The organism is Sorangium sp. So ce281 (genome assembly GCF_051527395.1).
Classification (GTDB): Bacteria; Myxococcota_A; Polyangia; order Polyangiales; family Polyangiaceae; genus Sorangium; species Sorangium cellulosum_B.
In genome coordinates this window covers 10,339,459-10,364,807 of sequence record NZ_CP150322.1, presented here as the reverse complement: position 1 = coordinate 10,364,807, position 25,349 = coordinate 10,339,459, and the positions used below count along the sequence as shown (strand labels likewise).

The following is a 25,349-nucleotide window of genomic DNA, read 5'->3' as shown; positions in this document are numbered from 1 at the left end:
GGCCCGAGCTCGGCCGGGGTGTTGGGCAGGAGGTTCGGCGCAGGATTCACGCTACTCGGAAGGTTTGTTAAGTGCCCTGACCGTACGAGTGTGCGGCGTCACGGAGCGAGTGACTAGCGATAAGAAACACCGCGGAGACGAATTGCGGCTATCGCACCAATGACCCCACCTCCTTACATCTGCCGACGGCTGCGGCGGCGCTTCGTGGATGGGCAGCTGCCGCCAAAACGTCGTTAGGAAGTCCAAACGCCGTCCGGAAGTCAAGCTGCTCTTATCCGCCTACCATCGTACAAGGACGGCGGACGGGCGCGCCGTCACGCGCCGTCGCGCGTCGTCATCGCCGCACGACGAACATCGCGGCGAAATACCCGTCCGTGCCGTGCACGTGCGGCAGCAGCCGGAACGCGTCGCCGCCGCCCGCGAGCTCGCGCGCGAGCTCCGCGTCGAACGGCGCCGGCTCCAGCCGGACGCCGAGGCCGTCGTCCGCCGGGGCCGCGAGCCGCGCCGCCACGGCCTCGCACTCCTCGCGCAGCACGCTGCACACGGCGAACACGAGCCGGCCGCCGTCCCGGGCGCGGGTCGCGGCGCGGCGCGCGATCGCGACCTGGAGGTCGGCCAGGCGCGGGAGATCGTCCGCCTCACGCCGGAGCGCGATCTCCGGGCGCCGCCGCAGCGTGCCCACCCCGGAGCAAGGGGCGTCGACGAGCACCCGGTCGTAGCCCTCGGGGACGTCGCCCGCGCCGACCGTCCAGTCGACGGCGTAGGTCTCGCGCACGGAGGCCGCGGCCCGCCCGAGCCCGCCGCGCGCGCCGGCCTGCGCATCGCCGGCCTCCGCGCCTGCGCCCTCGCCCTCGCCCTCCGCGCTCGCGGGAGGCGCGCCCAGCGCCGCGCGGAGCTGCGAGAGCTTCGCAGGGTACAGATCCGCCGCGTCCACCGCGCCGGAAGGCAGCACCGCGCGCGACAGGAGCCACGACTTGTTGCCCCGGCCGGAGCAGGCGTCGAGCACCGCCTCGCCGGGCCGCGCGCCGAGCGCGAACGCGAGCGCCTGCGCCCCCTCTTCCTGGCCGATCCACGCGGCGCCGAAGCCCGGGAGCCGCCGGAGATCGCCCGCCCCCCGCGCGACGATCGCGGCCGGCGAGACGCGCCCCGCCTCGAAGGTCGCGGTGGGCGCGGCGGCCCGCAGCGCCTCGAGCCACGCGCCGCGGTCCTCGCCAGGGGCGAGGCAGAGGCCGGTCGGCGGCGGCACCGGGCCGGCCGACAGGAACGCCTCGGCCGCGGCCCGGCCGAGCGAGCGGCGCAGGGCGCCCCGCAGCCACCCCGGCGCGGAGGCGACCACCGCGCTCGTGAGCGGCGGGCGACCGCCGGACTCCACGGCCGCCGCGAGCCGGCGCAGCACGGCGTTCGCGAACGCGCCGACCCGCGGCCCGCCGGCCGCCTGGGCGCCGTCCACCGCCTCCGAGACCGCGGCGAACGCGGGGACCCGATCGAGGAAGCAGAGCGAGTACGCCCCCATCAGCACGTGGGCGCGCACCAGCGGGTCGGCCGTCCAGCGGCTCTTCGCGGCGAACTCGGCGATGCGCGCCTCGAGCGCCGCCTGCGCGCGCAGGACGCCGTAGACGAGCTCCGTCGCGAGGCCTATGTCCCGCGGGTCCAGCGCCGGCGCCCGGCGCAGCTCGGCGTCGAGGGCCGCCGAGGCGAAGGCCTCCGAGCCCCACACCCGCGCGAGCACGCGCGCCGCGACCGCGCGCGGCGCGCTCTCGGCCGGATGCGGCGGGCGCGCCGCGCCGCGGCCCCCGTCGCGCCCGTCACCTTGACCCCGGTCAGCCAACGAGCTCCTTGAATTGCCCCTGGATCACGTCCCAGCGGCGCTCGACGTCGTTCTTGAAGGCGATGCCCATCAGGCCGATGAGCACCACGAGCCCGACAAGGCTCGCGATCTCGCGGACGCGCAGCGGCAGCGGGCGCCGCAGCACGGCCTCGAACGTGAAGAACAGGAGGTGGCCGCCGTCGAGCACCGGGATGGGCAGCAGGTTGATGAGCCCGAGGTTGATCGAGATGACCGCCATCGCCCAGACGAAGTAGCTGACCCCCTTCGCGCCCTCCTCGCCGATCACGTCGTACACCGTGATGGGGCCGCCCAGCGTGGAGATGCTGACCTTGCCCTCCATGATGCGGACGATCCCGACCACGATGAACCGGATGACGTCGTACGTCTCGTCGACCGCGCTCTCCAGGGCGAACTGGAAGGCCGACGGGCTGTCGACGAACGGCTCGGCCACCATCGGCGACCAGTTCGACGCGCGCAGGTAGAAGCGCGGGCGGTGCTGGCCGTACTCGTCGATCCAGTCCTCGCGGCGGAGCTCGATGGTGCCGCTCTTGCGCTGGCCCGAGCGCTGCCACGTGATGACGTGCGGCCTGTCCGGGGCCGCGAAGAGCCGCTCGACGAAGGTCGACCAGGCGGTGACCTCGACCCCGTCGACCTCCGTGATGCGATCGCCCGGCCGGAGCTCGGCGTCCCACTCGGCCGAGCCCTGGGGGACCTCGGCGACGTAGAGGTCGGCCGGCTCGATGCCGGTCCGCGCGAGCAGGTCGCCGTGGCCGCTCTCCGGCGTCAGCGCGGCGACGCCCGACTCGTAGACGGCGAGCTCGGCCAGGCCGCCGAGCGCGCGCGGCACCGTGATCGGCCGCAGGTACGTGACCGGCACCGTGGCGCCGCGGCTCTCCTCGAGCGCGAGCTCCAGGTCGGCGAACGTCTTCACGGGCGTGCCGCGCACCTCCGTCACGACGTCGAAGGTGCGCAGCCCCGCCCGGAACGCGGGCGAGTCGGGCCGCGAGACGCCCACCACGGCGGCGGGGCGGCTCGGCCGGATGCCGATCTCGCCCACCCGATCCACGATCTCGAGCGGCTTCTGGACGACCTTCTCCTCCGGGACGACCGTCACCTCGACGTGCGTCTTGTTGCGGAACACCTTGAGCCGGAGCTCCTGGTTGGGGCTCTTCGTCACGATCCGGTGCAGCTCGGCGAAGGTGCTGACGCGCTCGCCGTCGACCTCGAGGATGCGATCGCCCGGGACCAGCCGGCCCTCGGCCGGGTGCCCCGGCAGGACCACGCCGACCGTCGGCGGGACGAAGCGGGTCTCCCCGATGAAGACGGCGAAGTAGAGCAGCACCGGGAAGAGCACGTTCATCGCCGGGCCGGCCATGACGATGATCACGCGCTTCCAGAGCGCCTGGGACTCGAAGGTGCGCTTGCGATCCTCGGGGAGCACGGCCTCCTGCCGGTTCTCCTCGAGCATCTTCACGAAGCCGCCGAGGGGCAGGAGCGCGACGCAGTACTCCGTCTCCCGGCCCCGCAGGCGCAGCACCCGGGGGCCGAAGCCGATCGAGAAGGTGAGGACCTTCACGCCGAAGATCTTCGCGCACACGAAGTGGCCGAGCTCGTGCACGAAGATGAGCACGGAGCAGAGCAGCGCGAAATACAGGAGGTCCACGGCGGCGGCTCTCTTTACGCGAGGCCGGGCTCGGTGACCACTGGCCACTGAGGGGCGCAGGGCCGCGGCGCCCCTGCGCGAAGGGCGGCCTCCGGCGCAGGGACGGCGTCCGGTCCGTGGAGAGGCGCCCTCCGGCGTGACGATGCCTTCACGGTGACGGCCCCGGCCGGCCGCCCACAATCACCCGCAGCGCCGCCGCGTGGCGAAATGTCACAGAGCGGGCGCGCCATGCGCGATGCGCGATGCGGACGAGCGCCAGAGGGCCGCAGGCGCCGCCCATCCGTGTTATCTCACCGATGGAACTCGGCCGGGCGCCGCGCCCGCGAGCGACGCCTCGCGGCGCGCGATCCCCTGGCCGGTTCTCGCGATGTGCCCTGATACGAACTGCGAGGTCCCATCATGAAGCACACGATTGAGCACGACCTGAGCGACAGCGAGGCAAAGCTGGCCACCGAACGAGCTATCGCGCAGTACCGAGCGCGGTACGCCGAGTACGAGCCTTTCCTCGTGTGGCGCGACGCGCGGCGCGCCGAGCTCGGCTTCTCGGTGAAGGGCGTCAAGCTGAAAGGCAGCATGGAGCTCCGCCCCGGCGCCGTGGACGTGGATCTCGACGTGCCTCTCCTGATGCGCCCCTTCAAGGGGGTAGCGATCGCCGCCATCGACAAGGAGGTTCGTCACTTCATCGCAGAGGCGCACCGCGAACGGGCCCAGGGAGGCGGCAAAGCCACCTGAGCGAGCGGGCTGTTCCACTATGGACATGAGCGCCGGCCGGCGCTATGTTGCTCCAACAGTATCTACTTCGCCGGCCGAAGTACGCCCCGCGACACGACTCACTCCAGTGCTCGGCCGGCAGGGGGCTGTCTCCTCGCTGCTCACCTGCCGGTCTCGTCGTCGCGCTCACGGAGCGAGCGCCTTCACGGCCGTCAGCTTGTGCGAGGCCAGCACGGAGTGGATCGCCGTGATGAGGCCGCGCGCGTCGATCTCGCAGCGCATGACGAACCGCGGCGCCAGCTTCTCCACGGTGGTCGTGCGCTGGATGACGACCGCCGGGAGGCCGTTGATGAGGCGCAGCTCGTGGCGGAGCGCTCCGGGGTCGTCGAGCCTCAGCAGGCCGACGTAGAACCGCGCGACGCGGTTCGGGCCGACGACGATCCGGCGCGCCGCCTTGAACTCGCCGTTCGCGTCGTTGACGACCCGGACGCCCTCGCTCAGGAGCGCCTCGATGGCGGCGACGTCCTGCGTCGCCAGCGTCTGCAGGAAGCGCACGAGCGCCGCGCCCGAGCGCTCGACGAGCTCGGGTGAGGGGCGGCAGCGGTCGCGCTCGTACGGCTCGAGGGCGCGGCGGGCGCGGTGGTGGGTCGTCTTCACGCTGGCCTCCGACAGGTCGAGCGCGGCGGCGGTCTCCTGCACCGAGTAGTCGAAGACGTCGCGGAGCAGGAGCACCGCGCGCTGCTGCGGGGTCAGCGCCTCGAGCGCGATGAGGAAGGCGAAGGAAGCGCTCTCGAGGAGGTCGTAGCGGCCCTCGGTGCCGTCCTTGCCCGGGATCTCGAACGACGGGGGCTCGGGCTCCGCCTCGATCGGGGAGGGGAGCCACGGTCCGTCGTAGGCGAGGCGCTTGCGGCGCCGGAGGGCGTCGCGGCCGAGGTTGAGCGCGACGCGCGCGAGCCAGGGGCGGACGGGCTCTCCGGTGCGCGCGGGCGGGCGCTCCAGCGCGCGGACGAACGTCTCCTGCACGATGTCGTCCGCGTCCGCGGCGCTGCCGGTGAGCCGGTAGGAGAGGGCCCAGAGGAAGCGCTCGTGCTCGCGGTAGCTCGCGGCGACGAAGCCGGGGGCGGCGAGCCCGGCGCTCGGGGCAGGAGAGGCCGTGGAGCTGCTCATGGAGCGTCGGGTAACCCCGTCACGCCGCGCGGTCGAGCGCGCGGCGCGAGAGGATGGCCCGCGCGGCGTCCCGCGCGCTGGCGAGGCTCGCGTCGGCGAGCATGCCCGTCGGCCCGACCCAGTCGCCCGCGAGGAAGAGCCCGTCGAGATCCGGGACGCGGGCGCCGGGGCGCCCCGCGGGGCCGCCGCCCTCCGCCGTGACCACGGCATTGGAGACGACGAGCGAGGGCAGGAAGCGGCGCTCGACGATCGCGCCGCGGTAGCCGGGCTGCGCGCGCTCGAGCAGATCCTCGAGCTCGCGCTCGGGGTCGCGGCCGGCGAGCTCGGGGCTGTACTGGGCGGTGTGGATCACGGCGCCGCCCGCGGGCGCGAGGCGCGCGGCGTCGGTGTGGACCGACAGGTAGAGCGGGCGGTCGATGCCGAGCACGAAGCCCGGGCGCGGGCGAGGGAGCCTCGACAGGGCGACGTCGAGGCACGCGGCGCGGACCGGGAGGGCGCGCTCGGCGTGCGCGGCGAGCGCCGCGCTGGCGGGCGCGAGGGCGGCCGCGGCGCGCGGGCTCGCGGCGACGAGCACGGCGCCGGCGCCGAGGCGGTCGCCGTTCGCGAGCTCCACGGCGGAGACGGCGCCGCCCTCGGCCGCGATCTGCGCCGCGCGCGCGCCGGTGAGGATCTCCACGCCGGCCGCGACGGCGGCGTCGCGCAGGCCGGCGACGAGGGTCCTCCAGCCGCCGTCGAGGTAGAGCACGCCGTGGCTCAGGGCGAGCTGCACCTGCGCGAGCGCCGCGCCGGCGCTCTGGCGATCGTCGTCGGCGCAGTAGGTCGACAGCCGGACGAGCGCGCCGACGAAGCGGCGCGCCTCGGGCGTCCGGAAGGCGTCGCGGAGCCAGGCCGAGACAGGGACCGCCGCGAGCGGCGCGGGGTTCGCCGCGGCGAGGCTGCCAAGGACGCGCCCCATCTCGATCTTCGCGGCGAGGGGGAAGAGGCCTGTCGTGAGGAGCGACAGGGCGCCGGACGGCAAGGTGTGGAGGGCGCCGCGGTCGAGCGCGAGCGCGCCCGACTGGGACGGCGCCGCGCCGGTGAACCGGACGCCGAGCTCGCGGAGCACCTCGTGCGCCGCGCCCCCGCGGTAGAGCGCGTGGGCGCCGAGGTTCAGCGAGAAGCCGTGGCTCTCCTGCGTGGAGGCGCGGCCGCCCGGCGCGTGCGCCTTCTCGACGAGGGCGACCGACCGGCCCGCCCGGCCCAGGTACGCCGCCGCGGCCAGGCCCGCGAGCCCGCCGCCGATCACCACCACGTCTTTTGTAGTGCGCATCCCATGATCCCTTTCCTGGCGGTACCACGATCGGGGCGCCGGAAAGGTTACGCGCGCCCCGTCGAATTCTCGGAGCGGTCTCCGCCAGGGCGAGGGGAAGGGCGACGGCGGAGCGCCCCTGCGCGCCGCTGGCAGGCGCGGCGTCGCGGGTCGCTCAGGTGGCGCGGACGAGGGGCGTCTCGACGAGGTGCTCCGAGAGGAACCACACGTGCATCTCGTTCACGCGGAGGACTTCGCCCATGAGCAGGTCGGCGGTGCCGGCGTCGTCACCCGTCGCCGTCGCCTTCAACGCCTCGTGCGTGTCCGCGAGGACCACCTCGTGGGCGTCGAGCAGGCGCGAGATCTGCACCGGCACCTGCTCGCGGCCGCGGGCCGGCCGCTCGACCCTCGTCATCTCCACGACGTCGTGCGCCATGGCCACCGCGATGCCGCCCAGCGTCTGCACCCGCTCGCCGAGCAGATCGATGAGCGTGTTCTGCTCGTTGAAGTGCTTATCGAAGAGGAGGTGGAGCTGGTAAAAGGTCGGTCCGGACACCTGCCAGTGGTGCTTCTTGTACATGTCGCGCAGGACGAGCGTGTCCGCCAGGATCTGATTCAACGCGCTGACGCTCGCGCTGCGCGTCTTCACGCTCAGCGCCAGCTGATACTCCACGAGCGTCCCGAAAGGCTGGATCTCGGGGCTTCGTTGCCGGAGTAGCGGCTGGGCCTCGTGGATTCGCGTCTGTCCATCCTTGCCACGTTGTTGCTGGTGCTTCGATGACATGATCCCCTCCTCGTCGACTGGTTCACTGCGTATCTAGGGCTGCGGCCGGCTCCGTCCACGGCCGCACGTCCGGTATCGTGTCCGCGCGGGGCAGCTTTCCGCGCGCGTCCGCTGGATAGCGCGCGCCGCGCCGCATCGGCCGCTCGCATCCGGCCGGGATTTCGTGCAAAGTCCAGCGCAGCATGAAACGGCTCCTGCTCACCAGCGCGCTGCCCTACGCCAACGGGCACATCCACATCGGCCACCTCGTCGAGTACACCCAGACCGACATCTTTGCCCGTTATTGGCGGATGACCGGGCGGAGGTGCATATCCCTGTGCGCCGACGACACCCACGGCACGGCCATCATGATCCGCGCTCGGCAAGAGGGGCGGAGCGAGGCCGACGTCATCGCGGACATGAGCGCGGCGCACCAGCGCGATTTCGCGGCGTTCCAGATCCGGTTCGACCACTACGGCAGCACGAACTCCCCCGCGAACCGCGCGCTGTGCGAGGAGATCTGGGCGTCGCTGCGCGAGCGCGGCAGGGTGACCACGAAGGAGGTCACGCAGCTCTTCGATCCGCAGGAGGGCATGTTCCTGGCGGATCGCTTCGTCAAGGGCACCTGCCCGAAGTGCGCGGCGCCGGACCAGTACGGCGATAGCTGCGACCGGTGCGGCTCGACCTACGCCGCGACCGATCTGGTCGAGCCGAGGAGCGCGCTCACGGGCGCGCGGCCCGAGGTGCGGAGCGCGCAGCACCTCATGGTGGCGATCGAGCCGGAGCGGCCGTTCCTGTCGACCTGGACGCAGAGCGAGGGGCGGATGCCGAAGGAGATCGCGAACTACCTCGCGGGCCACTTCCTGTCGGAGCCGCTCCGCGACTGGGACGTGTCGCGCCCCGCGCCGTACTTCGGGTTCGAGATCCCCGACGCGCCGGGGAACTACTGGTATGTCTGGTTCGACGCGCCGATAGGGTACATGGCCGCGAGCAAGGAGTGGTGCGACCGGGAAGGCGAGGCGTTCGACGACTGGTGGCGATCCGAGGAGACGGAGATCGTCCACGTCATCGGGAAGGACATCGTGTATTTCCACACGCTCTTCTGGCCGGCGATGCTGAAGAGCGCGAGGTTCTCGCTGCCGTCGCGCGTGCAGGTGCACGGGTTTCTCACCGTGAACGGAGAGAAGATGTCGAAGAGCAAGGGCACGTTCGTGCTGGCCTCGACGTACCTGAAGCACCTCGACCCGGCGTACCTCCGTTATTATTACGCGAGCAAGCTGAGCTCGAAGGTCGACGACATCGATCTGAACCTGGAAGAGCTCGTGAACAAGGTGAACGCCGAGCTCGTGAACAAGGTCGTGAACCTGGCGAGCCGGTCGTCGCGCTTCGTGGCGCAGACGGGGCTGTCGGCGGTTTACCCCGAGGACGGGGGGCTGTTCGCGGCGGCGGCCGCGGAGGGCGACGCGATCGGGGCGGCGTACGCGGCGTTCGACTATGCGCGGGCGACGAGGAGCATCGTGGCGCTGGCGGACCGGGCGAACGAGTATGTCGACCGGATGCAGCCGTGGGCGCTGGCGAAGCAGCCGGAGAAGAAGGCGGAGCTGCAGGCCGTCTGCACCGTGGCGCTCAACCTGTTCCGGCAGATCGTGCTCTACCTGGCGCCGGTGCTCCCGAAGCTGGCCGACGACGTCGCGCGGCTGCTCGGGTGCCCCATGGACCGGTGGGCGCTCGCGAAGACGCCGCTTGTGGGCACGCCTGTGGCCGCGTATGAGCACCTCATGAAGCGGGTCGAGCCGGGTGCAGTGGAGAAGATGATCGCGGAGGGCCGCCCTGCCGAGGAGGCGGCGGCGCCGGGCGGCGCGGCGGGGGCGCCGGCTGCTGCGGCGGGCGCGCCAGCGGTCGCGGACCACGCGGCGGGGGCGGCCGCGGAGGACGACGGCGCGGCGCTCGCCAAGGAGCCGCTCGCGCCGGAGTGCACGATCGACGATTTCAGCAAGGTCGACCTGCGCGTCGCGCGCATCGTCGCGGCGGAGCACGTGCCCGAGGCGAAGAAGCTGCTCAAGCTGACCGTCTCGCTCGGCGGCGAGGCGCGGAGGACGGTGTTCGCCGGGATCAAGGCGTATTACAAGCCGGAAGATCTCGTCGGGCGGCTCGTCATCGTGTGTGCCAACCTGGCGCCGCGGAAGATGAAGTTCGGCCTCAGCGAGGGAATGGTGCTCGCCGCGGGGGACGAGACGGTGCATCTCCTGTCGCCGGACTCGGGGGCGAAGCCGGGGATGCGGGTGCACTGAGGGAGCTCACGGAGGTCCTCGCCGGCGGTCGCGTGCCGCCCGCGAGGACGGCCCTGCCGATGTGAGAGCCGCCGGATAACGAGCGGGTGTCGATCGTCGCCCGGATATCGGCTCGCCAACGTATCCTCGGCGCATGGCCCGTACCGCCCCGGTCCCGAACATCCCTGCCATCCCTGGCATGAACCCTGGCGTCTTCGTGATGGGGGGCGGCGGCGGTGGTGGTGGCTCCGGCGGTCGTGGAGGCAATGGCGCGGGCGACGGCCAGGGCGGCAGCGGCAGCAACGGGGGCGACGGCGCGGGCGGCGGCGGCAAGGGCGCCGGCTCATGCGGCACCGGCTCGACGGACGGCGGCGGCTGCCCGAACCACCATGGCTCCGGCTCGAGCGGCAAGATGTCGCGCGGCGATCCTGTCGATGTGGTGACCGGACGCGTCTTCACGGTACCCGCCGTCGATGTCTGCTTTCCCGGCCCTCTGCCGCTCGTCATCGAGCGCACGTATTCGAGCAGCGCGCGCGACCGCGATGTCGGCCTCGGGTTCGGGTGGACCCACTCGCTCGCCTGGCAGCTCCTCCAGCGCCGCGGCTCGTTGCACATTCTCTCGTTCGACGGCGTCGAGCACGACCTCGGCAAGGTGCTGCCAGGGACGGGGGTCATCGGCCCCCACGGCTGGATCGTTCACCGCGAAGGCAACGGGTTCCGGCTCGATCTCGTGGATGGGCAGTACCTGTTCTTCGGCGAGCACGTCATCTCCGACGAGGGCGAGCGCTACCTGCCGACGGTCATCGGCGACCGAGCCCAGAACCGGATTGTCCTCACCTACGATCGTGGCGTCCTCGCCGAGGTGACGGACGCCGCCGGGCGTATCGTCCGCGTGCTGCGCGGGCGGGACCGCCGCATCGCCGCCTTCGAGGCGAAGAACACCGTCGCTCAGGGGAGGTGGGTCGCGTTTGCCCGCTACGCGTACGACGAAGGAGGCAGGCTCATCGAGGCAGAGGACGCAGACGGGTACGTGACGCGTTACGAATACGACCCGAGCCATCGGTTGACGTCCGTCACGGGCCCGACGGGCCTCATGTTCTCCTTCCGATACGACGCCCAAGGCCGGTGCATCGAGACCTGGGGTGAATACCCCGGCAAGGCGGATCCGAGCCTGATGGACGACGTCCCCGAGATGCTCGCCGATCATGTCACGCGGGCCAAGGGGATCCTTCATACGAAGCTCGAGTACTCAGGAGACGGCTACTCCGAGGCCGTCGACTCGGTGGCGCTCCATCGGTACTTCGGCAACGCGCACGGGCTGGTCGAGAAGGCGGTGACGCCGCTTGGCGTCTTCGGCCGCACCTACGACCGGCGGGGCTTTCTTGCCTCGTTCACCGATCCGCTCGGGGCGCGGACGACCTGGAAGCGCGATGTCATGGGGCGCGAGACGGAGGTGGTGGACCCGCTCGGCCGGCGCACCGTGATCGAGCGCGACGCATCGGGAGAGATCACCGCCGTCACCGGGCCGGACGGGGAGACGACCCGCGTCGATCGCGCGGGCGACAGCCTGTTCTGGACCGATCCGATCGGCGCCGTCTGCTCGGCGCGCTTCGATGCGCGAGGTCTGCCCATCGAGGTTCGCTGGCCCGACGGCAGGACGATCGTCTTCCGCCGCGACATGCAGGGCAACGTTATCGAGCATATCGACCAGGCCGGAGCGCAAACACGAGCGCGCTACGATGCGTGGGGCCGGTGCGTCGAGCTCTGGGACGCGCGGGGCGGGCGGACGGCGTTCACGTACTCCACGGGGGGACGCGTCCTGTCCGTGATCTCGCCGGACGGGTCGGTCGAGCGCTACGAGTACGACGGAGCGGGCAACCTCATCAGCATCACCGAACCCGATGGTCAAACGACGCGAATCACCTATGGAGGACTCCACAAACCCGTCCGTGTCGAGAGGCCAAACGGCGAAGTGACCGAGCTGAAGTACAACCGCGAAGGGTGGCTCATGCGCGTCATGAACGGCCGCGGTGAGGTGCACAGCTACGAGCGGAACCTCGCCGGGCTCGTCGTCGCCGAGCGCACGTTCGACGGCCGCGTCCTGCGGTACGGCCACGACGCGATGGGCAGGGTGGTGTGGTCCAAGAACGGGCTGGGACAACGCACGGAGAACAAGCGCGATCTCGCGGGCCAGATCATCGCGCGGATCTTCGACGATGGAACCCAGGAATCGTTCGAGTACAACGGGCGGGGCGAGATCGTCTTCGCCGAGAATGCCGCGGGTTGCTTCGCGTTTAACAGAAACGAGAAGGGATGGATCGTCGCCGAGACGCAGGACATCGCGGGAGCTCCTGTCACGGTGCACACCGATTATCGGAACACCGGGGAGGTCGCCGCACGCCGCACCTCGCTCGGGCATACGGCGCAGTGGTCCTATGACTTCGCGCGGCATCAAGTCGCGCTGTTGCTCGACGGCCAGGCCGAGGCTGTGTCGATGCGCGACGCTTGGGGGCGTGAGCTGACGCGCTCGCTCAAGGGCGGAGCGCGGATTGACATGGCGTACGATGCGTTCGGGCGGCTCTCCGAGCGGCGGATCGCCTCGAGCACCTCCGGCGTGAGGGGCGGTGATCTCTCCATGCTGCCCGACTGGGTCGGGCGCCTGCCGCCGGGGACGGTGCACGCCGAGTGGCGTCGTTATACGCCGACGGGCCTTCTCCAGGAGCACTGGAGCGCTCGCGGTGGGGTAACGCAGTACGGCTACGATCCAGTCGGCCAGCTCGCCGGGGTGCTCCGTGATGGGCGCGAGGTGGCCTCGTTCCGGTACGATCTTGCGGGCAACCTGCACGACGCCACGCCCGGAGCTCCGCCGCGCTCGTACGCGGTCGGCGGTCGGATCCAGCGTGCTGGAAATACCGACTACACGTGGGATGACGACGGCCGTCTCATCACGAAGCGCACGCGCTCCACGGCAGGCGAGGAGGAGGTCACGCGTTATCTCTGGTCGGCGTCAGGCATGCTGGCGAGGGTCGAACGCTCCGATGGCGAGGTCGTCGCGTTCGAGTACGATCCGTTCGGCAGGCGCGTTGCGAAGCGGCTCCTGGACCGCGCGGCGGACGGCTCCGAGCGGCTGGTCGAGGCGACGCGCTTCGTCTGGGATGGAGGGGCGCTCGTCCACGAGATCCGCCGCAAGACCGACGCCGGAGGCGACCCCATCGTGGACGAGCGAACGTACGTGTTCGAGCACGACAGGACCGTCCCCGTCGCGCACCGAGAAGCCCGCGCCGAGGGCGGGGCGCGCACCGTGTCGGCGTGGTGGCATTATCTGACCGACGACTCCGGTGCGCCCGAGATGCTCGTCGGACCTGACGGGCAGATCGGCTGCGAGCTCGCGCGCGACCCGTGGGGATCGGCGACGGCGGTGGAAGGCGCACAGACGAGCACGCCGCTGCGCTTCCGGGGGCAATACGCGGACGAGGAGACCGGGCTCTCGTACAACAGGTATCGCTATTACGATCCCGAGCTCGGCCGGTACATCAGCGCCGATCCCTTGGGGATCGAGGGCGGCCTGAACGTCTTCGCCTACGCGGCCAACTGCCCCACCTCGGCGGTCGACGTCGAGGGGCTGATGTACTCGATCATCAAGGACAGGGCGGGCAACATCGTCGCTGATGGCCACAATCAAAATACGGGTCGGCCCCTTCCGGCGCCGCACAGCGCCGTCCCTGGGGTCAAGCCCTGCGCCGAACGATCGGCGCTCACCAACCTGGCGCACCGTCTAGGCCCTGGCGCCACGAAGGCGGACATTGCCAAGCTCTTCCAGGAGGAAGGCTACACGTTGGAGACGTACGAAGGCAACGCGGATAGCTACAAGCGTGGACCGCGCGTGGCAGCCAATCCCTGCCCCGCCTGCAAGGCGATGCTGAAAGAGATGGGGATCCCACACACCTCCGTCCAAGGACACCCTCCGACCAGACCAGGGAAAACCGCTCCTTGGAACGGCGAGTCGACCTACAATCCTGCAACCGCGAAGATTTTTCAGGGTTCGCGATGAACACACGTAGTTGCGCAGAGCGGATCGACGACTCGACTGGCGGTCGGGAGCTCGCCGCGAAGCGGGATGCTCTCCAATCCTTGCGCGGCCCGGAGGGAGGTTATGCGCGATCACATCGCGGGCTTGCCACATTCTGGCGGACCATCGCCGAAGAGGTTCTCGTTCGGCCGACTCCGCCGGAGATCCTCCCGTTGTTCACACAGCTTGACGAATGGCTTGCCAGCGGGCCCGCCTGCGCCCTGGTGGTGAGCGCGGATCCCGGGGCACGTACGGCCCTCCTGGCGCGATGGGCTCTATCGATCGTGGAGCGCAAGGCCGCCGAGGTGATCTTCGTGCCGGTAAGCCCATGCTTTGGAACCGCGGTCGAACGCGACATGCTGAAATTGTTCTTCGGCCTATTTCGGAGCTCAACAACGGCGGTCTTCAGTCGACCGCGGAGCCCCGAGGAGCTGATGTTGTCAATCCGAATGGCACTGCGGGGTGTCGACTGGGTCTCCTCGGTTCCCAACGAGGAGTGTCCCCAGTTGCTCGTGATCGTGGACGGGATCGAACGGGCAGCGGATGGATGGCCGCATAGGCGAACGCCCTTCTTGGGCGAAGCCTACGATGGGGCACACATCATTGTATCAACCAGCCCGGAGAGTTCTTCCGCGCGCGGTCCAGGTTTGCATGAACGCCTCGCCTGGTCTCCAGAGCAGACGAGCCATTTCTTGCTTGCCGGCGAGAGCGACTCTTCGGAAGGAACGACGCAGGCGCGGCGAACCGTTGAAAAAGCTGGCGACCTGGAACCCTCGTTGGTCCGCTTCTTCGATGCGCTTGGGACGGTGCTCGCTCCCGTGTCGAACGATGATCTCGTCTCGGCAGTGGGTTTGGACGCGACCGAGCTTGACGCTTTCGAGAACGGGCCGCCTTCGGTTCATAGGCTTGTCCAGTTGAGCGACGATGGAAGATATTCCTTCCGCGATGACGCGACCCGTGCGCACTGGACGATGGAAGCGGGCAAGGTCGCATCCGCGGAAGACGCTCTCATACGGAAGGGGCTGGCTGCGCTTACGTGCGGAGAGCTCGCACCCGACGCGTGGCCATCCTATCTCGTGGAATACCTGGGCGCTCACATGAAGCGGCGCTCGGCCTCTGTATCCGATTTGATGAAACTTGTGTCGCCCGAGTGGCTCCGGATCTGGATGAGCCGTCCCGGAGGCCTGGTCGGCTTCACCACCGACGCTCGTCGCGCCCGCTACGTTGCGGAGGACGCACTCATCGAACTCTGCCGTCCAGAGCGCGCTGGATTGGCCGAGCAAGAACGGTCAACGCTGCTCTGCGCCGTTGTTCGGTGCGCCTTGGCCGAAGGAGCTCTGTTCGCGAAAGAGGGAAGTCGCGAAGAAGAAGACTATCGCACGGAGCCTTATGTAGAACCAACCGTCGATCTGAAGAAGCTGACGGGCGCCGTGCGCGAGCGCGCCGAGGCTCTGGTGACGCTCGCCTCCGTGTTGACAGGATCGGAACGGCAGCTGATTCAGGGATGGGCAACGGATGCATGCGCAGGTCTTGACGAGATCCTTCCCCGACCGATCCCTCACGTGGCAACGGACCAGAGCGCGGCGAATCCCGAACGCACCCGTCGGATCCGCGCGGGCGCGACGTACGACGAGGTCGACGAGTACCTGTCGAGGGACATGGTGATTCGCCCCACGGACCTCTCGCCCGACGAAGCTTGGCGCCTCGCGGAGAGCCGAGAAGGGGAATCGCGGATGGTCAGCTTCGCAGGCATCTTGCCCGATCTCCCCGAGGAAATGCGCGAGAGGGCCGTACGAGAGGTCATGTCCGCATACTGGGCCCATGGCGATCGGGAGGCGCTGCGTGTCCTTTCGGCTTGCGCGCCCTGGATGGCCCTTACCGATGCAGCCAGCGTCATCTGCAACACGCTCGGCAACGACTGGACGGACGAGCTCCCTCGAATGCTGGTGGGGTACGGCAGCCTCACCGAGCTCTCTCCGCTCTTGCAACGGCTGGGCGGGACGGCGGCGATCGTGGGGGTCGCCCGTGCCATCGCCGAGGTGGGCCAGTGGCTCCCGTAGCTCCGCGTTTCACAAATCCCCCCAGAAACTCCGGTCGATGGCGCATGCGCTCGTCGAGCGCTGCGGTATCGGGCACCAACACGACAGCGGACCCCGGAATGCCGGAACGCCGGCCCGTCCAGTCATAGCGGCGCCCGAGCCTCGCAGCTTCCCCTGCCGCTCCTGCTGCAATCGCCGGACGAGACGACGTGTGGACCCCGGCGATGTGCGCGGTGCTCGATCCAGCGTCGCGCGTGACGCGACCGATGAACGGCGGCTCACCATCAGGCTTGAAAGGCGCGCACGATGCGTGTACCGTGGGCACACTGAACCCAAATCTCGCCTCGGCAAGGACGGGATTGACGAAGGGCTGACAGGCTCGTCGCGACGAATCGGCGGTCGGTCGGAGCGGCGCAGCGGCATTGCGTTGCGCGCGCCCTGCCGGGTGGCCAGCTATTTTGTATTCATGAGGTGAACATGGCGATGCTGCGCGCGAGCCGACAGCTCCGGGCGGGAGCTATCGGGCTCCTTTGTTTACTCACGAGCGCCTTGTCGCTCTCCTCGTGCACCGACGGCGAGTCTCCGAGGCCGAGGGAGCGACCGACGCTCCGGATCCTCCCGGAAGTGACGTGCTCGTCCGAGGCGGCGCGGCGCGTCTACGTGCTCCTGGAGCTGCGCCAGCCCGATCTCGGCGAGGCTCCTTTGAGGCCCGTCGTCATTTATTTGAGGGTCGACGGCGCGACGGTGGACATGCTCCCGGGGCCGACGTTCTGCCACGCGCCGAGCAACGACGCCGGCGGGGCGGGCGGCGGAGGTGGCGGTGGGGCGGGCGGTGGAGGCGGCGATGCCGGAGCGGCGGGCGACCCGGGCGATGGTGGGAGCAGCGGCCCCGGAGGCGAAGGCGGCGGGGCGGGCGGGGCAGACCTCGTGATCCCGAGCGCGGCGCTCCTCGTCAACGACGCTGCCGGCACGCGCGATTTCGCGTTCCTGATCGATTTGCCCAAGGGGGAAGACCTCGTCTCGATCTACGCCACGGCGTATTCGCACGAGGGCAAGCCCGGCGATTGCGAGGGCTTCAACCTGCGGCCGATCGCGGTAGGTCGCCAGGAAATAGAGCGCATCTGCGGGCGTGATGGCGCTGACGACGGCGACCAGGGCGGAGGTGGTGAGGGGGGCATTCAGGGGAGCGCCGGCGGCGAGGGCGGCGCCGGCGCTGGTGGCGGTGGCGGCGATGACGGGAGCGGTGGCGACGGCGAGGGAGGCGGAGATGGCGGGGGAGCCGGAGATGGCGGGGGAGCCAGGGATGGTGGTGGTGGTGGTGGCCAGGCGGGCGGTGGCGGGAACTAGCCGGTGAGCGGAGCGAACACCGAGGGACGGTGAACATCATGAAGCGAGTGTTTGGGATAGCTCTTGTTTCAATCGCTGCGTGCGGAAGCCTATTGTTGGCCACACCCAGTGCCGACGCGGAAAACTCGACCTACGCAATCTTGGATCTTTCGTGCGACGCGAAGACAGGTCAGCTCGTTGCCGCGAAGGGCGCGACGCTGGCGAGCGACGTCGAGAACTACTACGTCCGGCGGGATTGCCCCAACCGTCAGGGCGATGGTCTGCTCATGAACCGCGAGCCCCTCGCGCAGCAGGACTGCCCCGAGGCGGCGAAGAGTAAGGACGCTACGGACCCGTCCGACGTGGACGCACGCGAGTGCTTCAAGCTCGCGCTAGACGTGCCTCGGCTCACGAGCAGGCCGTCGACCCTCTGGTTCTCCTCTCGCGACGACGATCCCCAGGCAGCGCTCACGCTTACGCGCTCGAGCGCATCCGGTAAGATCGACATCAGCGAACCGACGTGGACCGTCGCGCTCGAGCTCGACTACGCGCCCGACGGCTCGCTGCGCCTCGTTCACCCGGCGGCCTTCACGAAGCAGTTGGCGAACGCGCCCTATGCGGTCGCGCGCTATGCGGTCGCGGTCTACAACGCGCCGCCCCAGGGGCTCGATGTGTTCATCGAGGGCGAGCAGGCCTTTCCGGCCAAGTGCGAGAAGGAGAAGGGCAATGGCGCCACGTGTTTCGATGTTCCGATGCTCGCGGGCGTGAATGCCGGTTACAAGACCCAGCTCGATTTCTCGACGACCAGCGCCGGGGCGTTCACGAGGTTAGCCTTCGAGCTCGACGCGGGCGAAGAAATCCGGGCCACGCTTGTGGCCGGCTCGTACGACTATCATCAGGCGCTGCAGAGCGCGTATGCACAGGTAAGAAAGAGGATTACGAAGGGGTGGATTGACGGTTGCATCGATAAGAGCAAGACGGATGCGCCACAGAACATCTATTGTCCGGAGCGTAATTTTGCCATCTTGTTCTTCGACGAGACGGGCGCTTCGCCGTTCGCCATGGAGCGCATCGATGAGGACGACGAGGTCGTCATCGTGGTGGTCCCCCGGAACGGGAAGCCCATTCAGGAGCTCGCGCTGACGACCTGCGGCAACGCCGACCAGGCCCGCGTCGTCGGCAACGTCGTCGCCGTCAACGGCGCGCTCGCGCGAGGGACTGAGGCGCTGGGACGCGGGGCGCAAAGCGCCGACGCGCCGGAGAAGATCGCGCAGGCAAGAGAGGTGGTCAGCGAGCAGAAGGCCGAGGCGAAGAAGAACCAGGAGCGCGCGGCGGAGCTGGCGTCCAGGGCAGCGTCGCTCTCGACTCCGACGGATGGAAGGGCCGGTCCCGAGGAGGAGGCCACTGCGCTCGCTCAACAGCTCGAGCGTCTCAGCCGTGATCAAGATGTGAGCGACGCGCTGAAGGACGAGCAGGCCAAGGTCAAAGACATCAAGGATAGAATCGCGAACGATCGGCAGATCACGGCGGACGAGAAGAACGCCTACAAGAAGGAACTGGATGCCCAGCGAGAGAGCGCCCAGAAGGACATCCTCGCCGAGCGGTATGCCTTCGAGCAGAAGGCGAGGCAAGCCGAGCAGAACGCCGCGAGCGCGGAGCGTGAAGTCCGTACCCTTCAGGCGCAGCTTCAGGCGAACACCGCCGTGCGCATGCTCGTCGCGAAGCACTGCGCATCGCCGAGGATGCAACTCACGGTGCGAGGGGAGGGGCAGACGCAGTCGTCGCAGATCTCGATCGAAACGCTCCCCATCTACAAATTCTCGGTGGGGCTTGCGCTCATCGCCGATTGGTCGACCAAGGTCGAGTACCGCTCTACATCCATGAAGGGAGAGACGGTCCCCGTGATCCGGAGGTTCGAGAAGACCCAGGGGATCGCGCCGCCCATCCCGTTCATCGCCTGGCGGCCCTGGGGGACCAACATTGACCGGAAGCGCCGGGCCCTCTCGCTCGAGGGGATCGGCGTGGGGGTCGGCATCTCCCTGGTCGAGCCGCTCGAGCACATCTATCCGGGCGCTTTCTACGAGTTCGTACCCGGCTTCGGCCTGCTTGCCGGGGCCCATTGGCAAACCGTGCCGGAGCTGACCGGCGGCCATAAGGAGAACGATCGCGTGCCGGCGGGGCAGTTCGATGTGGAGCGGAAATGGAAGGCGGCGCCCGGGTTCTTCGCGGGTGTCAACCTGGATGCAGCTCTGTTCCTGAAGCTCGTCGGCGCTGTCGGCGCCGGCCGGTAGTGTGCGCCTAGGGAGCGTGGAAGCTGGAGGACGTCGGGTCGGCGGCGCGGAGGCGGCCCGCTGCGCTCTCGTGGACCCGTCAGCACGTCATCGACGCCGAACGCGACGTGCTGCATGGCCATCGCCCGCTCCGAAGCTCTGTACGAGGGGCAGGAAGAGCTCGTCCACGATGGACTGGATGCGCGCGGGCTTCAGCGGCTTGAGATCCATGAGCAGGTCGTGCCGCACGAGGTCGTACGGCAGGGCGAGCACGGCCGAGGGGATGCGCTCGAGGTTGATCTCACCGCGGTCGTGGGCGCGCTGGTAGGGGACGCGGACACGCGGCTTCTGGGTGCCCATGACCTTGTCGCGCACCTGCGAGGGGGTCAGGCCGGTGCCGGCCAGCAACCCCGAGAAGGCGGCGGCCGCGGCGATGGCGAAGAAGCCGGCGAGGGCGTCGCTCAGGGCCGTCAGGTGGGCGAGCAGGTCGCTGCGCAGGGCGCCGGTGTCGGGGACCGCGACCGGGCTTTCGTCCCGGCGGTGCTGGATGGCGGCGAGCACCAGCTCGTCCTTGTTCGCCCAGCGACGGTACAGGACCGCGATCCCCGTGCGAGCGCGCGCCGCGACCGACTCCATCGTCAGGTTCGCGAAGCCGACCCCGACCAGCTCCTCCCAGGTCGCGTCGAGCAGATCGGCCTCGAGCTCCGCGCCGCGTCGCCTCTGGCGCACCCGCGTCCCTGTTCCCGTCGTCATGGCCCCGATCGTTTAGAGAGATTTTCATTTCTTATCAAGGCCGCGGGTGATAAGAGATGGATCACTCTCTTCAACCGGAGGCTGACGATGGCGGATCCCGAGGCGTGCGCAGTGCTGATCGTCGGCGCCGGCCCGACCGGGCTGACGCTGGCCTGCGAGCTCGCCCGCAGCGGCGTGTCCTTCCGCCTGATCGACGCCGCCCCAGGCCCGCGGCCCGGCTCGCGCGGGAAGGGCATCCAGCCGCGCACGCTCGAGGTCTTCGACGACCTCGGCATCGTCGATCGCGTGATCGCCCACGGCCGGATGGCGATGCCGATCCTCTCCACGGCTCCCGACGGCCGGGAGACGCTGGGCGGCGCCGTCCCCGAGGCGTTGAAGGGTCGCTCCGACATCCCCTATCCGGCGAGCCTGATCACGCCCCAGTGGCGCACCGAGGAAGCGCTGCGGCTGCAGCTCCTGGAGCTAGGCGGCGCGGTCGAGTTCGGAGCTGCGTTCGCGAGCTTCGAGCAGTCCGACGAAGGCGTGTCGGCGGTGGTCGTCAAGGGCGGTGAGGCGGAGACGGTCGCCGCACGCTGGCTGGTCGGCTGCGACGGCGGCCACAGCATCGTCCGCAAGCAGGCCGGCATCGCGTTCGAGGGCGAGACCCGCGAGGAAGTGCGGATGATCGTCGCCGACGCCGGCGTCGACGGCCTCGACCGCGACGCCTGGCGCATCTGGTGGCACGAGGAGGGCGTCGTCGGCCTCTGCCCGCTGCCCTCGACCGACGTCTTTCAATACCACGCCGTCGTCGCGCCGCGACAGGACCCCGAGCTCGGCCTTGCGAACCTGCGGGCGATCCTCGAGCGGCGGAGCGGCCGCACCGACCTCCGGCTCCACGAGCCGACGTGGTCGTCGGTGTGGCGCGCGAACGTCCGCCTCGTCGACAGATATCGTGAAGGTCGCGTGTTCCTCGCGGGCGACGCGGCGCACATCCACTCGCCCGCCGGCGGCCAGGGGATGAACACAGGCATCCAGGACGCGCACAACCTCGGCTGGAAGCTCTCGGCGGTCGCGAAGGGCGCCTCGCCTGCATTGCTCGACAGCTACGAGGCCGAGCGGCGGCCGATCGCGGCCGGCGTGCTCGCGCTCTCGAACTCACGCCTCCAGCAGGTGCTGGAGCGGAAGGACGTCGCCCTCCGCCGCGATGCGAGCATCACCCAGCTCGACATCCACTACCGCGGCTCTTCCCTGGCGCGCGACGACCGCGACGAGACTGCCCTGCTCCGCGCCGGCGACCGCGCCCCCGACGCGACGAAGCTGACCACGGTGGCAGGTGAACGCCGGCTGTTCGAGCTGACGCGCGGCGGGCGCTTCACGTTGCTGAGCTTCGGGCCCGCGCCTGCGATCGGCGCCTCAGCTTCCGACCTGAGGACGCTCCATGTCGTCGGACAGCCGGCGGGCCCCGACGACGTCGCCGACACCGCTGGCCATCTCGCCCGCGCCTACGGCGCGACGGAGCGCACCCTCGTGCTCATCCGCCCCGACGGCTACGTCGCGCTGATCTCCGACGCCGGCGACGCCTCGGCCGTCTCGGACCATCTCGCCGCATTCAGCTGAGCGTTGCGACGGCGGGTCTGTGGCGGGCGCGGGGGTGCGATCCGTCGTCATGCTCTCCTGAAATCCCGGAGGATTCGACGGATCGCTCCCGCGGAATCGTCCCGCAGGGATCTGTCTCGCAAATGAAGGGAGAATTTGACGCAAAGACGCCAAGAGCGCAAAGACGCAAAAATACATAAGAATCTGTTCTTTTTTTTGCGTCTTTGCGTCTTTGCGTCTTTGCGTCTTTGCGTTGAAATCTCTCTCCGGACCCTGGCCGGACCTCTGGCGGGCGGAACTGCTTCTCTTCACCGATAAGGTCCTGCCGCCGGCGCTCCCGGCAGCCGGCAGGAGCCGCTCGCGCAGGACGGGTGGCCGAACCAGCCCGCGAGCCACTTCCTGTTGCCCGACAGCGCGTGGAAGAAGCGCTCTGCCATCTTCGAGAGCGTGTCGCCGCTCAGCCGGTAAGACCACTCGCGGTACCCCTCGAGCGCCCAGAGCGCCACGATGAAGGCCGCGGGGCCGGCCCAGACCTCGCCGCGATCGCTGATCACGACGAGCTCCTCGCCGAGCCACGGCACGGCCCCGTACCGCTCCGCCGCCTCGGGTGAGCCGGCGGGCAGGAACTCCATCTCGACAAGCGCCGTCTGGTGCTCCATCCAGTGGCGGCACCGCGCGCACAGCGCGCACTCGGCGTCATACAGCACGGTGATTCGCTCGATCATGGCCTGTTCTCCTCGCAGCGCGGAGGCCAGGGCGCCTGGCCGCGCCGCCAGCGCGAGGCGCCACGGCGCCTCACGCCCGCGTCTGCGCTCGTCACGCCGAGACCTCCGCGACGGCCCGCCGGCGCTGTCGCTGCGTGGCCATCTCCTCTTCCGCGCGCTCCGTGCGCGGATCGATGTGCATCTGCGGCGCGACCGGAGGCGGCAGGACCGCCAGCTTCGCGCGGCGGCGGATGCGGTGGAACACGAGGAGGTTCATGAAGTGCATCAGCGCGAGCGAGAGCAAGAGCAGGCCCAGCTTCGACGACAGCACCTCGACCGCTTCCGTTATCGTCGCCGAGCCTTCCGCCTTCAGGATCAGCGACGCATACCCCAGGTTCACCAGGTAGAATCCCACCACGAGCAGGCGGTTCACCGCCTCGGCCATCCTCGGGTTGTCGGCGAACACCTCCTCCAGGAACACCGCTCCATTCTTGAACAGCGTGCGGGCGATCCAGATCGTCAGTCCGACGCTGATGACCGCATAGGCCCCGTACACCGCGATGAGATAGCTTTCGACCGCGTCTGCCATGGTTCGTCTCCTCGACAGGCCTCTCAGCAGCGCCCGTGCCATCCGCGGGATCCGCGCGGATCGGCTGGATCGAGGCGCGGCGGCGGGCCGCGGTGCCCAGGCCCTGGGCAGGCCGCTGTCCACGCCGTGGACACCTCGCGCCCCCGGGGCCTCTGGCGCTATCGTCGGGGCTTCCTACCCTGCCGAGGCCGTGTGAGACCCCTGGTTGCTCTCGCGTACTACCCGCTCTGGGCCGCTGCCGTGACCGTCGCGGTCACCGCGCTGCGGCTCGGGCGCAACGTGGGCCGCGGCCTCGTCGCGCTCTGCTTCTTCCTCGCCTTCTGGGTGACGGGGCTCATCCTGCTCGAGACCGACGGCTCGCTCGTCCTCGCCGAGCACGTCATTCCGAGCGGGATCATCGTCGCCGCGGGCCTCGCCCACGCCTACGCCGACGTCGCCGGCGCCTCGCGCCGCCCCGTGGTCCTGGCCTATGCCGTGAGCGCCGCGGTCGCGTTGCTCGGGGCCGTGGACCCGCGCCTCCTCTACGGTCCTGGCGCCCGCTCGCCGGGACCGCTGTTCTTCCCGCTCTCGGTCGTCATGGGCGTCGCCTGGGTCGTGGTCGGCGTTCACATCGGGCGCGCGGCGCTCGCGGCCCGGGGGCTCCAGCGGCGGCGCATCGCCGCGCTCTTCTTCGGCAGCGTGCTCGCGACGCTCGGGGGCGGCTTCGTCGTGGCGCTGCGTGTGCTCCGGCTCGGCGACGTGCTCCTCGGCGCGCCGCTCCTGCTCCTCGCCATCCTGCTCGTGGCCTACGCCGTGCTCATCGGCGAGCTGGGCCGCTCCCGCCGCGTCTTCGCGCAGGGGCTCGCCTACGCCGGCCTGACAGCGCTCCTCTCGACGCTCGGGCTCGTTGTCTTCTTCAAGGTCCTGCCCGCGCTCGCGCCGGGCGGCGGCGCGTCGCTCGGCTGGCTCGCCTTCGTCGTCTTCCTCGCCGCGCTCCCGTCCGATCCGCTGCGCATGCTCGTCGTGGAGCACCTCGGGCGCCGGCTGTTCTCGAGGCCCATCGGCGTCCGCGACCTCGCCGACGAGATCGAGCGCGTCGAGGTGCGCGCCGACCAGGCCGAGCGGCTCGCCGAGCTCGGCCGCCTCGCGAGCGCGGTCGCGCACGAGATCCGCAATCCGCTCGGGGTCATCGCCGCGCAGGCGAAGCTGCTGGAGCGGCAGGGCGCCAGGCCCGAGACCGTGGCGTCGCTGCGCGGCCAGGTCGACCGGGCGAGGCGCTTCCTCGACGATCTCCTCCGCTACAGCCGCCCGAGGCCGCTCGAGGTGAGCGAGGTCGACGTGCTCTCCACGCTGCGGCTCGCGGCGAGCCAGGTGCGGCAGATCGTCGGCGAGGGCGCGCCGCCCATCGAGGTGGCGCCCGAGGCAGGCGGGTCGATCTTCGTCGAGGCCGACCGCGGGGCGTTCCTCGACGTCGCCACGGCGCTCCTGCAGAACGCGGCCATCGCGCTCGACGGGAGCCCCGAGGGGCGGATCCGGGCGGTGGTCACGCGCGGCGAGGGCGGCTTCGTTGTCGTGCGCGTGGAGGACAACGGCCCGGGGGTGCCGGCCGAGATCGAGGCGATGCTGTTCCAGCCGTTCGTGACGGGGCGGGGGCGGGACGCGAAGCACCCGGGCACGGGCCTCGGCCTGGCCGTCGCGGCGCGCTGGCTGGAGCGGCACGGGGGAGCGCTGCGCTACGAGCGCGCCCCGGGGGGCGGCGCGCGCTTCGAGGCGCGGTGGCCCGAGAGGGCGGCGGAGGCGGCGGGGTGAGGTGAAGCGGATGACCGCGGCCGGGTAGGTCTCGGGATCGGGACCGTGGAGCTTGCAGCTCGCCACGAGCGAGAAGAGGTTGGCCGCGGCAGAGGCGTGGTCGAACACGCGCTTTGCGGAGATTCCGGTGGAAAGTCTGGATGTGCTCTCGAAGGAGGAGCATCAGCGCTTGTGGGCCGAGATGGCCGTGCGACGAGGCGCGGAACTCGACGCCGACGCGTCCCGGGGGCGACCTGCCGAGACGTCTCTCATGATGCGCGCGCACAGTCACAGCGGAACGCCCAGGAGCCGTTCGCCGGGAGTATGACGACCGGGTACCCCCCTGCCGGGGGGAGAGCCTCGGATGGCCTCGCAGAGACGGAACTCCACGGCGGGCACCGGGCCGGCGGGACCAACCCCGGGTCCGAACCTGCGTGCTGGCGCAGCCTGGAGCCGAGCAAGCGGGCACGGCTGCTTGAGGATGCAGGCGGCAGGTCGGGTCCCTGCCCTGCTGCGTAGCCGGCCCCTGCCCTGGCCGAAGTTCCGTGCCGAGCGGCCTCCTCTTGA

At 70.1% G+C, this 25,349-nt stretch carries 16 protein-coding genes; 8 read left to right on the top strand and 8 right to left on the bottom strand.

Going from position 1 to position 25,349, the window contains the following annotated elements; translation table 11 throughout:
• Window positions 1–334: 334 nt before the first annotated feature.
• Window positions 335–1,828: an RsmB/NOP family class I SAM-dependent RNA methyltransferase gene (locus WMF27_RS39595; RefSeq protein WP_437763713.1), complete on the bottom strand. Its 1,494-nt coding sequence runs from the start codon at window positions 1,826–1,828 to the stop codon at window positions 335–337.
• Complete coding sequence (rseP, locus tag WMF27_RS39590; protein WP_437763714.1) at window positions 1,821–3,491, bottom strand: RIP metalloprotease RseP; 1,671 nt, start codon at window positions 3,489–3,491, stop codon at window positions 1,821–1,823. The genes WMF27_RS39595 and rseP overlap by 8 nt, the downstream gene beginning before the upstream one ends.
• A 399-nt stretch (window positions 3,492–3,890) precedes the next feature.
• On the opposite strand from rseP, the gene WMF27_RS39585 reads away from it, so the two are divergent.
• The gene (locus WMF27_RS39585) at window positions 3,891–4,223 is read left to right on the top strand and encodes a polyhydroxyalkanoic acid system family protein (RefSeq protein WP_437763715.1); all 333 of its coding nucleotides are present in this window, start codon (window positions 3,891–3,893) and stop codon (window positions 4,221–4,223) included.
• 165 nt (window positions 4,224–4,388) lie between these two features.
• Here the strand turns inward: WMF27_RS39585 and WMF27_RS39580 are convergent, their stop codons facing one another.
• From WMF27_RS39580 to WMF27_RS39570, 3 genes are all read right to left on the bottom strand, one after another.
• Window positions 4,389–5,369: a sigma-70 family RNA polymerase sigma factor gene (locus WMF27_RS39580; RefSeq protein WP_437763716.1), complete on the bottom strand. Its 981-nt coding sequence runs from the start codon at window positions 5,367–5,369 to the stop codon at window positions 4,389–4,391.
• A gap of 19 nt (window positions 5,370–5,388) precedes the next feature.
• Window positions 5,389–6,678 (bottom strand): phytoene desaturase family protein, encoded by a 1,290-nt coding sequence (locus WMF27_RS39575; protein WP_437763717.1) that lies wholly within the window; start codon window positions 6,676–6,678, stop codon window positions 5,389–5,391.
• A 154-nt stretch (window positions 6,679–6,832) separates the two neighbouring features.
• Entirely contained in the window at window positions 6,833–7,441 is a 609-nt protein-coding gene (locus tag WMF27_RS39570; RefSeq protein ID WP_437763718.1) for a Dps family protein, read from the bottom strand.
• Window positions 7,442–7,623: 182 nt separating this feature from the next.
• Between WMF27_RS39570 and metG the strand changes: the two genes are divergently transcribed.
• The 5 genes from metG to WMF27_RS39545 all read left to right on the top strand — a co-directional run bounded on the left by metG (window position 7,624) and on the right by WMF27_RS39545 (window position 19,415).
• On the top strand, window positions 7,624–9,711 hold the full coding sequence (gene metG / locus WMF27_RS39565) for a methionine--tRNA ligase (protein WP_437763719.1): 2,088 nt from the start codon (window positions 7,624–7,626) through the stop codon (window positions 9,709–9,711).
• 133 nt (window positions 9,712–9,844) lie between these two features.
• A complete protein-coding gene (locus tag WMF27_RS39560; protein WP_437763720.1) occupies window positions 9,845–13,741 on the top strand; it encodes an RHS repeat-associated core domain-containing protein in 3,897 nt (1,298 codons plus the stop codon).
• Window positions 13,738–15,819 (top strand): hypothetical protein, encoded by a 2,082-nt coding sequence (locus tag WMF27_RS39555; protein ID WP_437943440.1) that lies wholly within the window; start codon window positions 13,738–13,740, stop codon window positions 15,817–15,819. The genes WMF27_RS39560 and WMF27_RS39555 overlap by 4 nt, the downstream gene beginning before the upstream one ends.
• A 456-nt stretch (window positions 15,820–16,275) precedes the next feature.
• On the top strand, window positions 16,276–17,145 hold the full coding sequence (locus tag WMF27_RS39550; RefSeq protein WP_437763722.1) for a hypothetical protein: 870 nt from the start codon (window positions 16,276–16,278) through the stop codon (window positions 17,143–17,145).
• 38 nt (window positions 17,146–17,183) lie between these two features.
• Window positions 17,184–19,415: a hypothetical protein gene (locus WMF27_RS39545; protein ID WP_437763723.1), complete on the top strand. Its 2,232-nt coding sequence runs from the start codon at window positions 17,184–17,186 to the stop codon at window positions 19,413–19,415.
• A gap of 87 nt (window positions 19,416–19,502) precedes the next feature.
• Here the strand turns inward: WMF27_RS39545 and WMF27_RS39540 are convergent, their stop codons facing one another.
• A complete protein-coding gene (locus tag WMF27_RS39540; RefSeq protein WP_437763724.1) occupies window positions 19,503–20,147 on the bottom strand; it encodes a TetR/AcrR family transcriptional regulator in 645 nt (214 codons plus the stop codon).
• An 87-nt stretch (window positions 20,148–20,234) separates the two neighbouring features.
• On the opposite strand from WMF27_RS39540, the gene WMF27_RS39535 reads away from it, so the two are divergent.
• Entirely contained in the window at window positions 20,235–21,743 is a 1,509-nt protein-coding gene (locus tag WMF27_RS39535) for an FAD-dependent oxidoreductase (protein ID WP_437763725.1), read from the top strand.
• 287 nt (window positions 21,744–22,030) lie between these two features.
• On the opposite strand, the gene WMF27_RS39530 is transcribed toward WMF27_RS39535, so the two are convergent.
• The gene (locus WMF27_RS39530) at window positions 22,031–22,447 is read right to left on the bottom strand and encodes a thiol-disulfide oxidoreductase DCC family protein (RefSeq protein WP_012240487.1); all 417 of its coding nucleotides are present in this window, start codon (window positions 22,445–22,447) and stop codon (window positions 22,031–22,033) included.
• Window positions 22,448–22,538: 91 nt separating this feature from the next.
• Window positions 22,539–23,015 carry a hypothetical protein gene (locus tag WMF27_RS39525; protein WP_437763726.1) on the bottom strand — a complete coding sequence of 159 codons (477 nt, stop codon included), beginning with the start codon at window positions 23,013–23,015 and terminating at the stop codon, window positions 22,539–22,541.
• Between the two features lie 192 nt (window positions 23,016–23,207).
• Between WMF27_RS39525 and WMF27_RS39520 the strand changes: the two genes are divergently transcribed.
• Window positions 23,208–24,803: an ATP-binding protein gene (locus WMF27_RS39520; RefSeq protein WP_437763727.1), complete on the top strand. Its 1,596-nt coding sequence runs from the start codon at window positions 23,208–23,210 to the stop codon at window positions 24,801–24,803.
• Window positions 24,804–25,349: the final 546 nt, after the last annotated feature.

Coding starts and splice junctions, on each gene's coding strand:
- WMF27_RS39570 (WP_437763718.1), bottom strand. CDS start 7,441: ATGTCATCGAAGCACCAGCAACAACGTGGCAAGGATGGACAGACGCGA.
- WMF27_RS39580 (WP_437763716.1), bottom strand. CDS start 5,369: ATGAGCAGCTCCACGGCCTCTCCTGCCCCGAGCGCCGGGCTCGCCGCC.
- WMF27_RS39530 (WP_012240487.1), bottom strand. CDS start 22,447: ATGATCGAGCGAATCACCGTGCTGTATGACGCCGAGTGCGCGCTGTGC.
- WMF27_RS39560 (WP_437763720.1), top strand. CDS start 9,845: ATGGCCCGTACCGCCCCGGTCCCGAACATCCCTGCCATCCCTGGCATG.
- WMF27_RS39540 (WP_437763724.1), bottom strand. CDS start 20,147: ATGACGACGGGAACAGGGACGCGGGTGCGCCAGAGGCGACGCGGCGCG.
- WMF27_RS39575 (WP_437763717.1), bottom strand. CDS start 6,678: ATGCGCACTACAAAAGACGTGGTGGTGATCGGCGGCGGGCTCGCGGGC.
- WMF27_RS39535 (WP_437763725.1), top strand. CDS start 20,235: ATGGCGGATCCCGAGGCGTGCGCAGTGCTGATCGTCGGCGCCGGCCCG.
- WMF27_RS39555 (WP_437943440.1), top strand. CDS start 13,738: ATGAACACACGTAGTTGCGCAGAGCGGATCGACGACTCGACTGGCGGT.
- WMF27_RS39525 (WP_437763726.1), bottom strand. CDS start 23,015: ATGGCAGACGCGGTCGAAAGCTATCTCATCGCGGTGTACGGGGCCTAT.
- WMF27_RS39550 (WP_437763722.1), top strand. CDS start 16,276: ATGGCGATGCTGCGCGCGAGCCGACAGCTCCGGGCGGGAGCTATCGGG.
- WMF27_RS39545 (WP_437763723.1), top strand. CDS start 17,184: ATGAAGCGAGTGTTTGGGATAGCTCTTGTTTCAATCGCTGCGTGCGGA.
- metG (WP_437763719.1), top strand. CDS start 7,624: ATGAAACGGCTCCTGCTCACCAGCGCGCTGCCCTACGCCAACGGGCAC.
- WMF27_RS39585 (WP_437763715.1), top strand. CDS start 3,891: ATGAAGCACACGATTGAGCACGACCTGAGCGACAGCGAGGCAAAGCTG.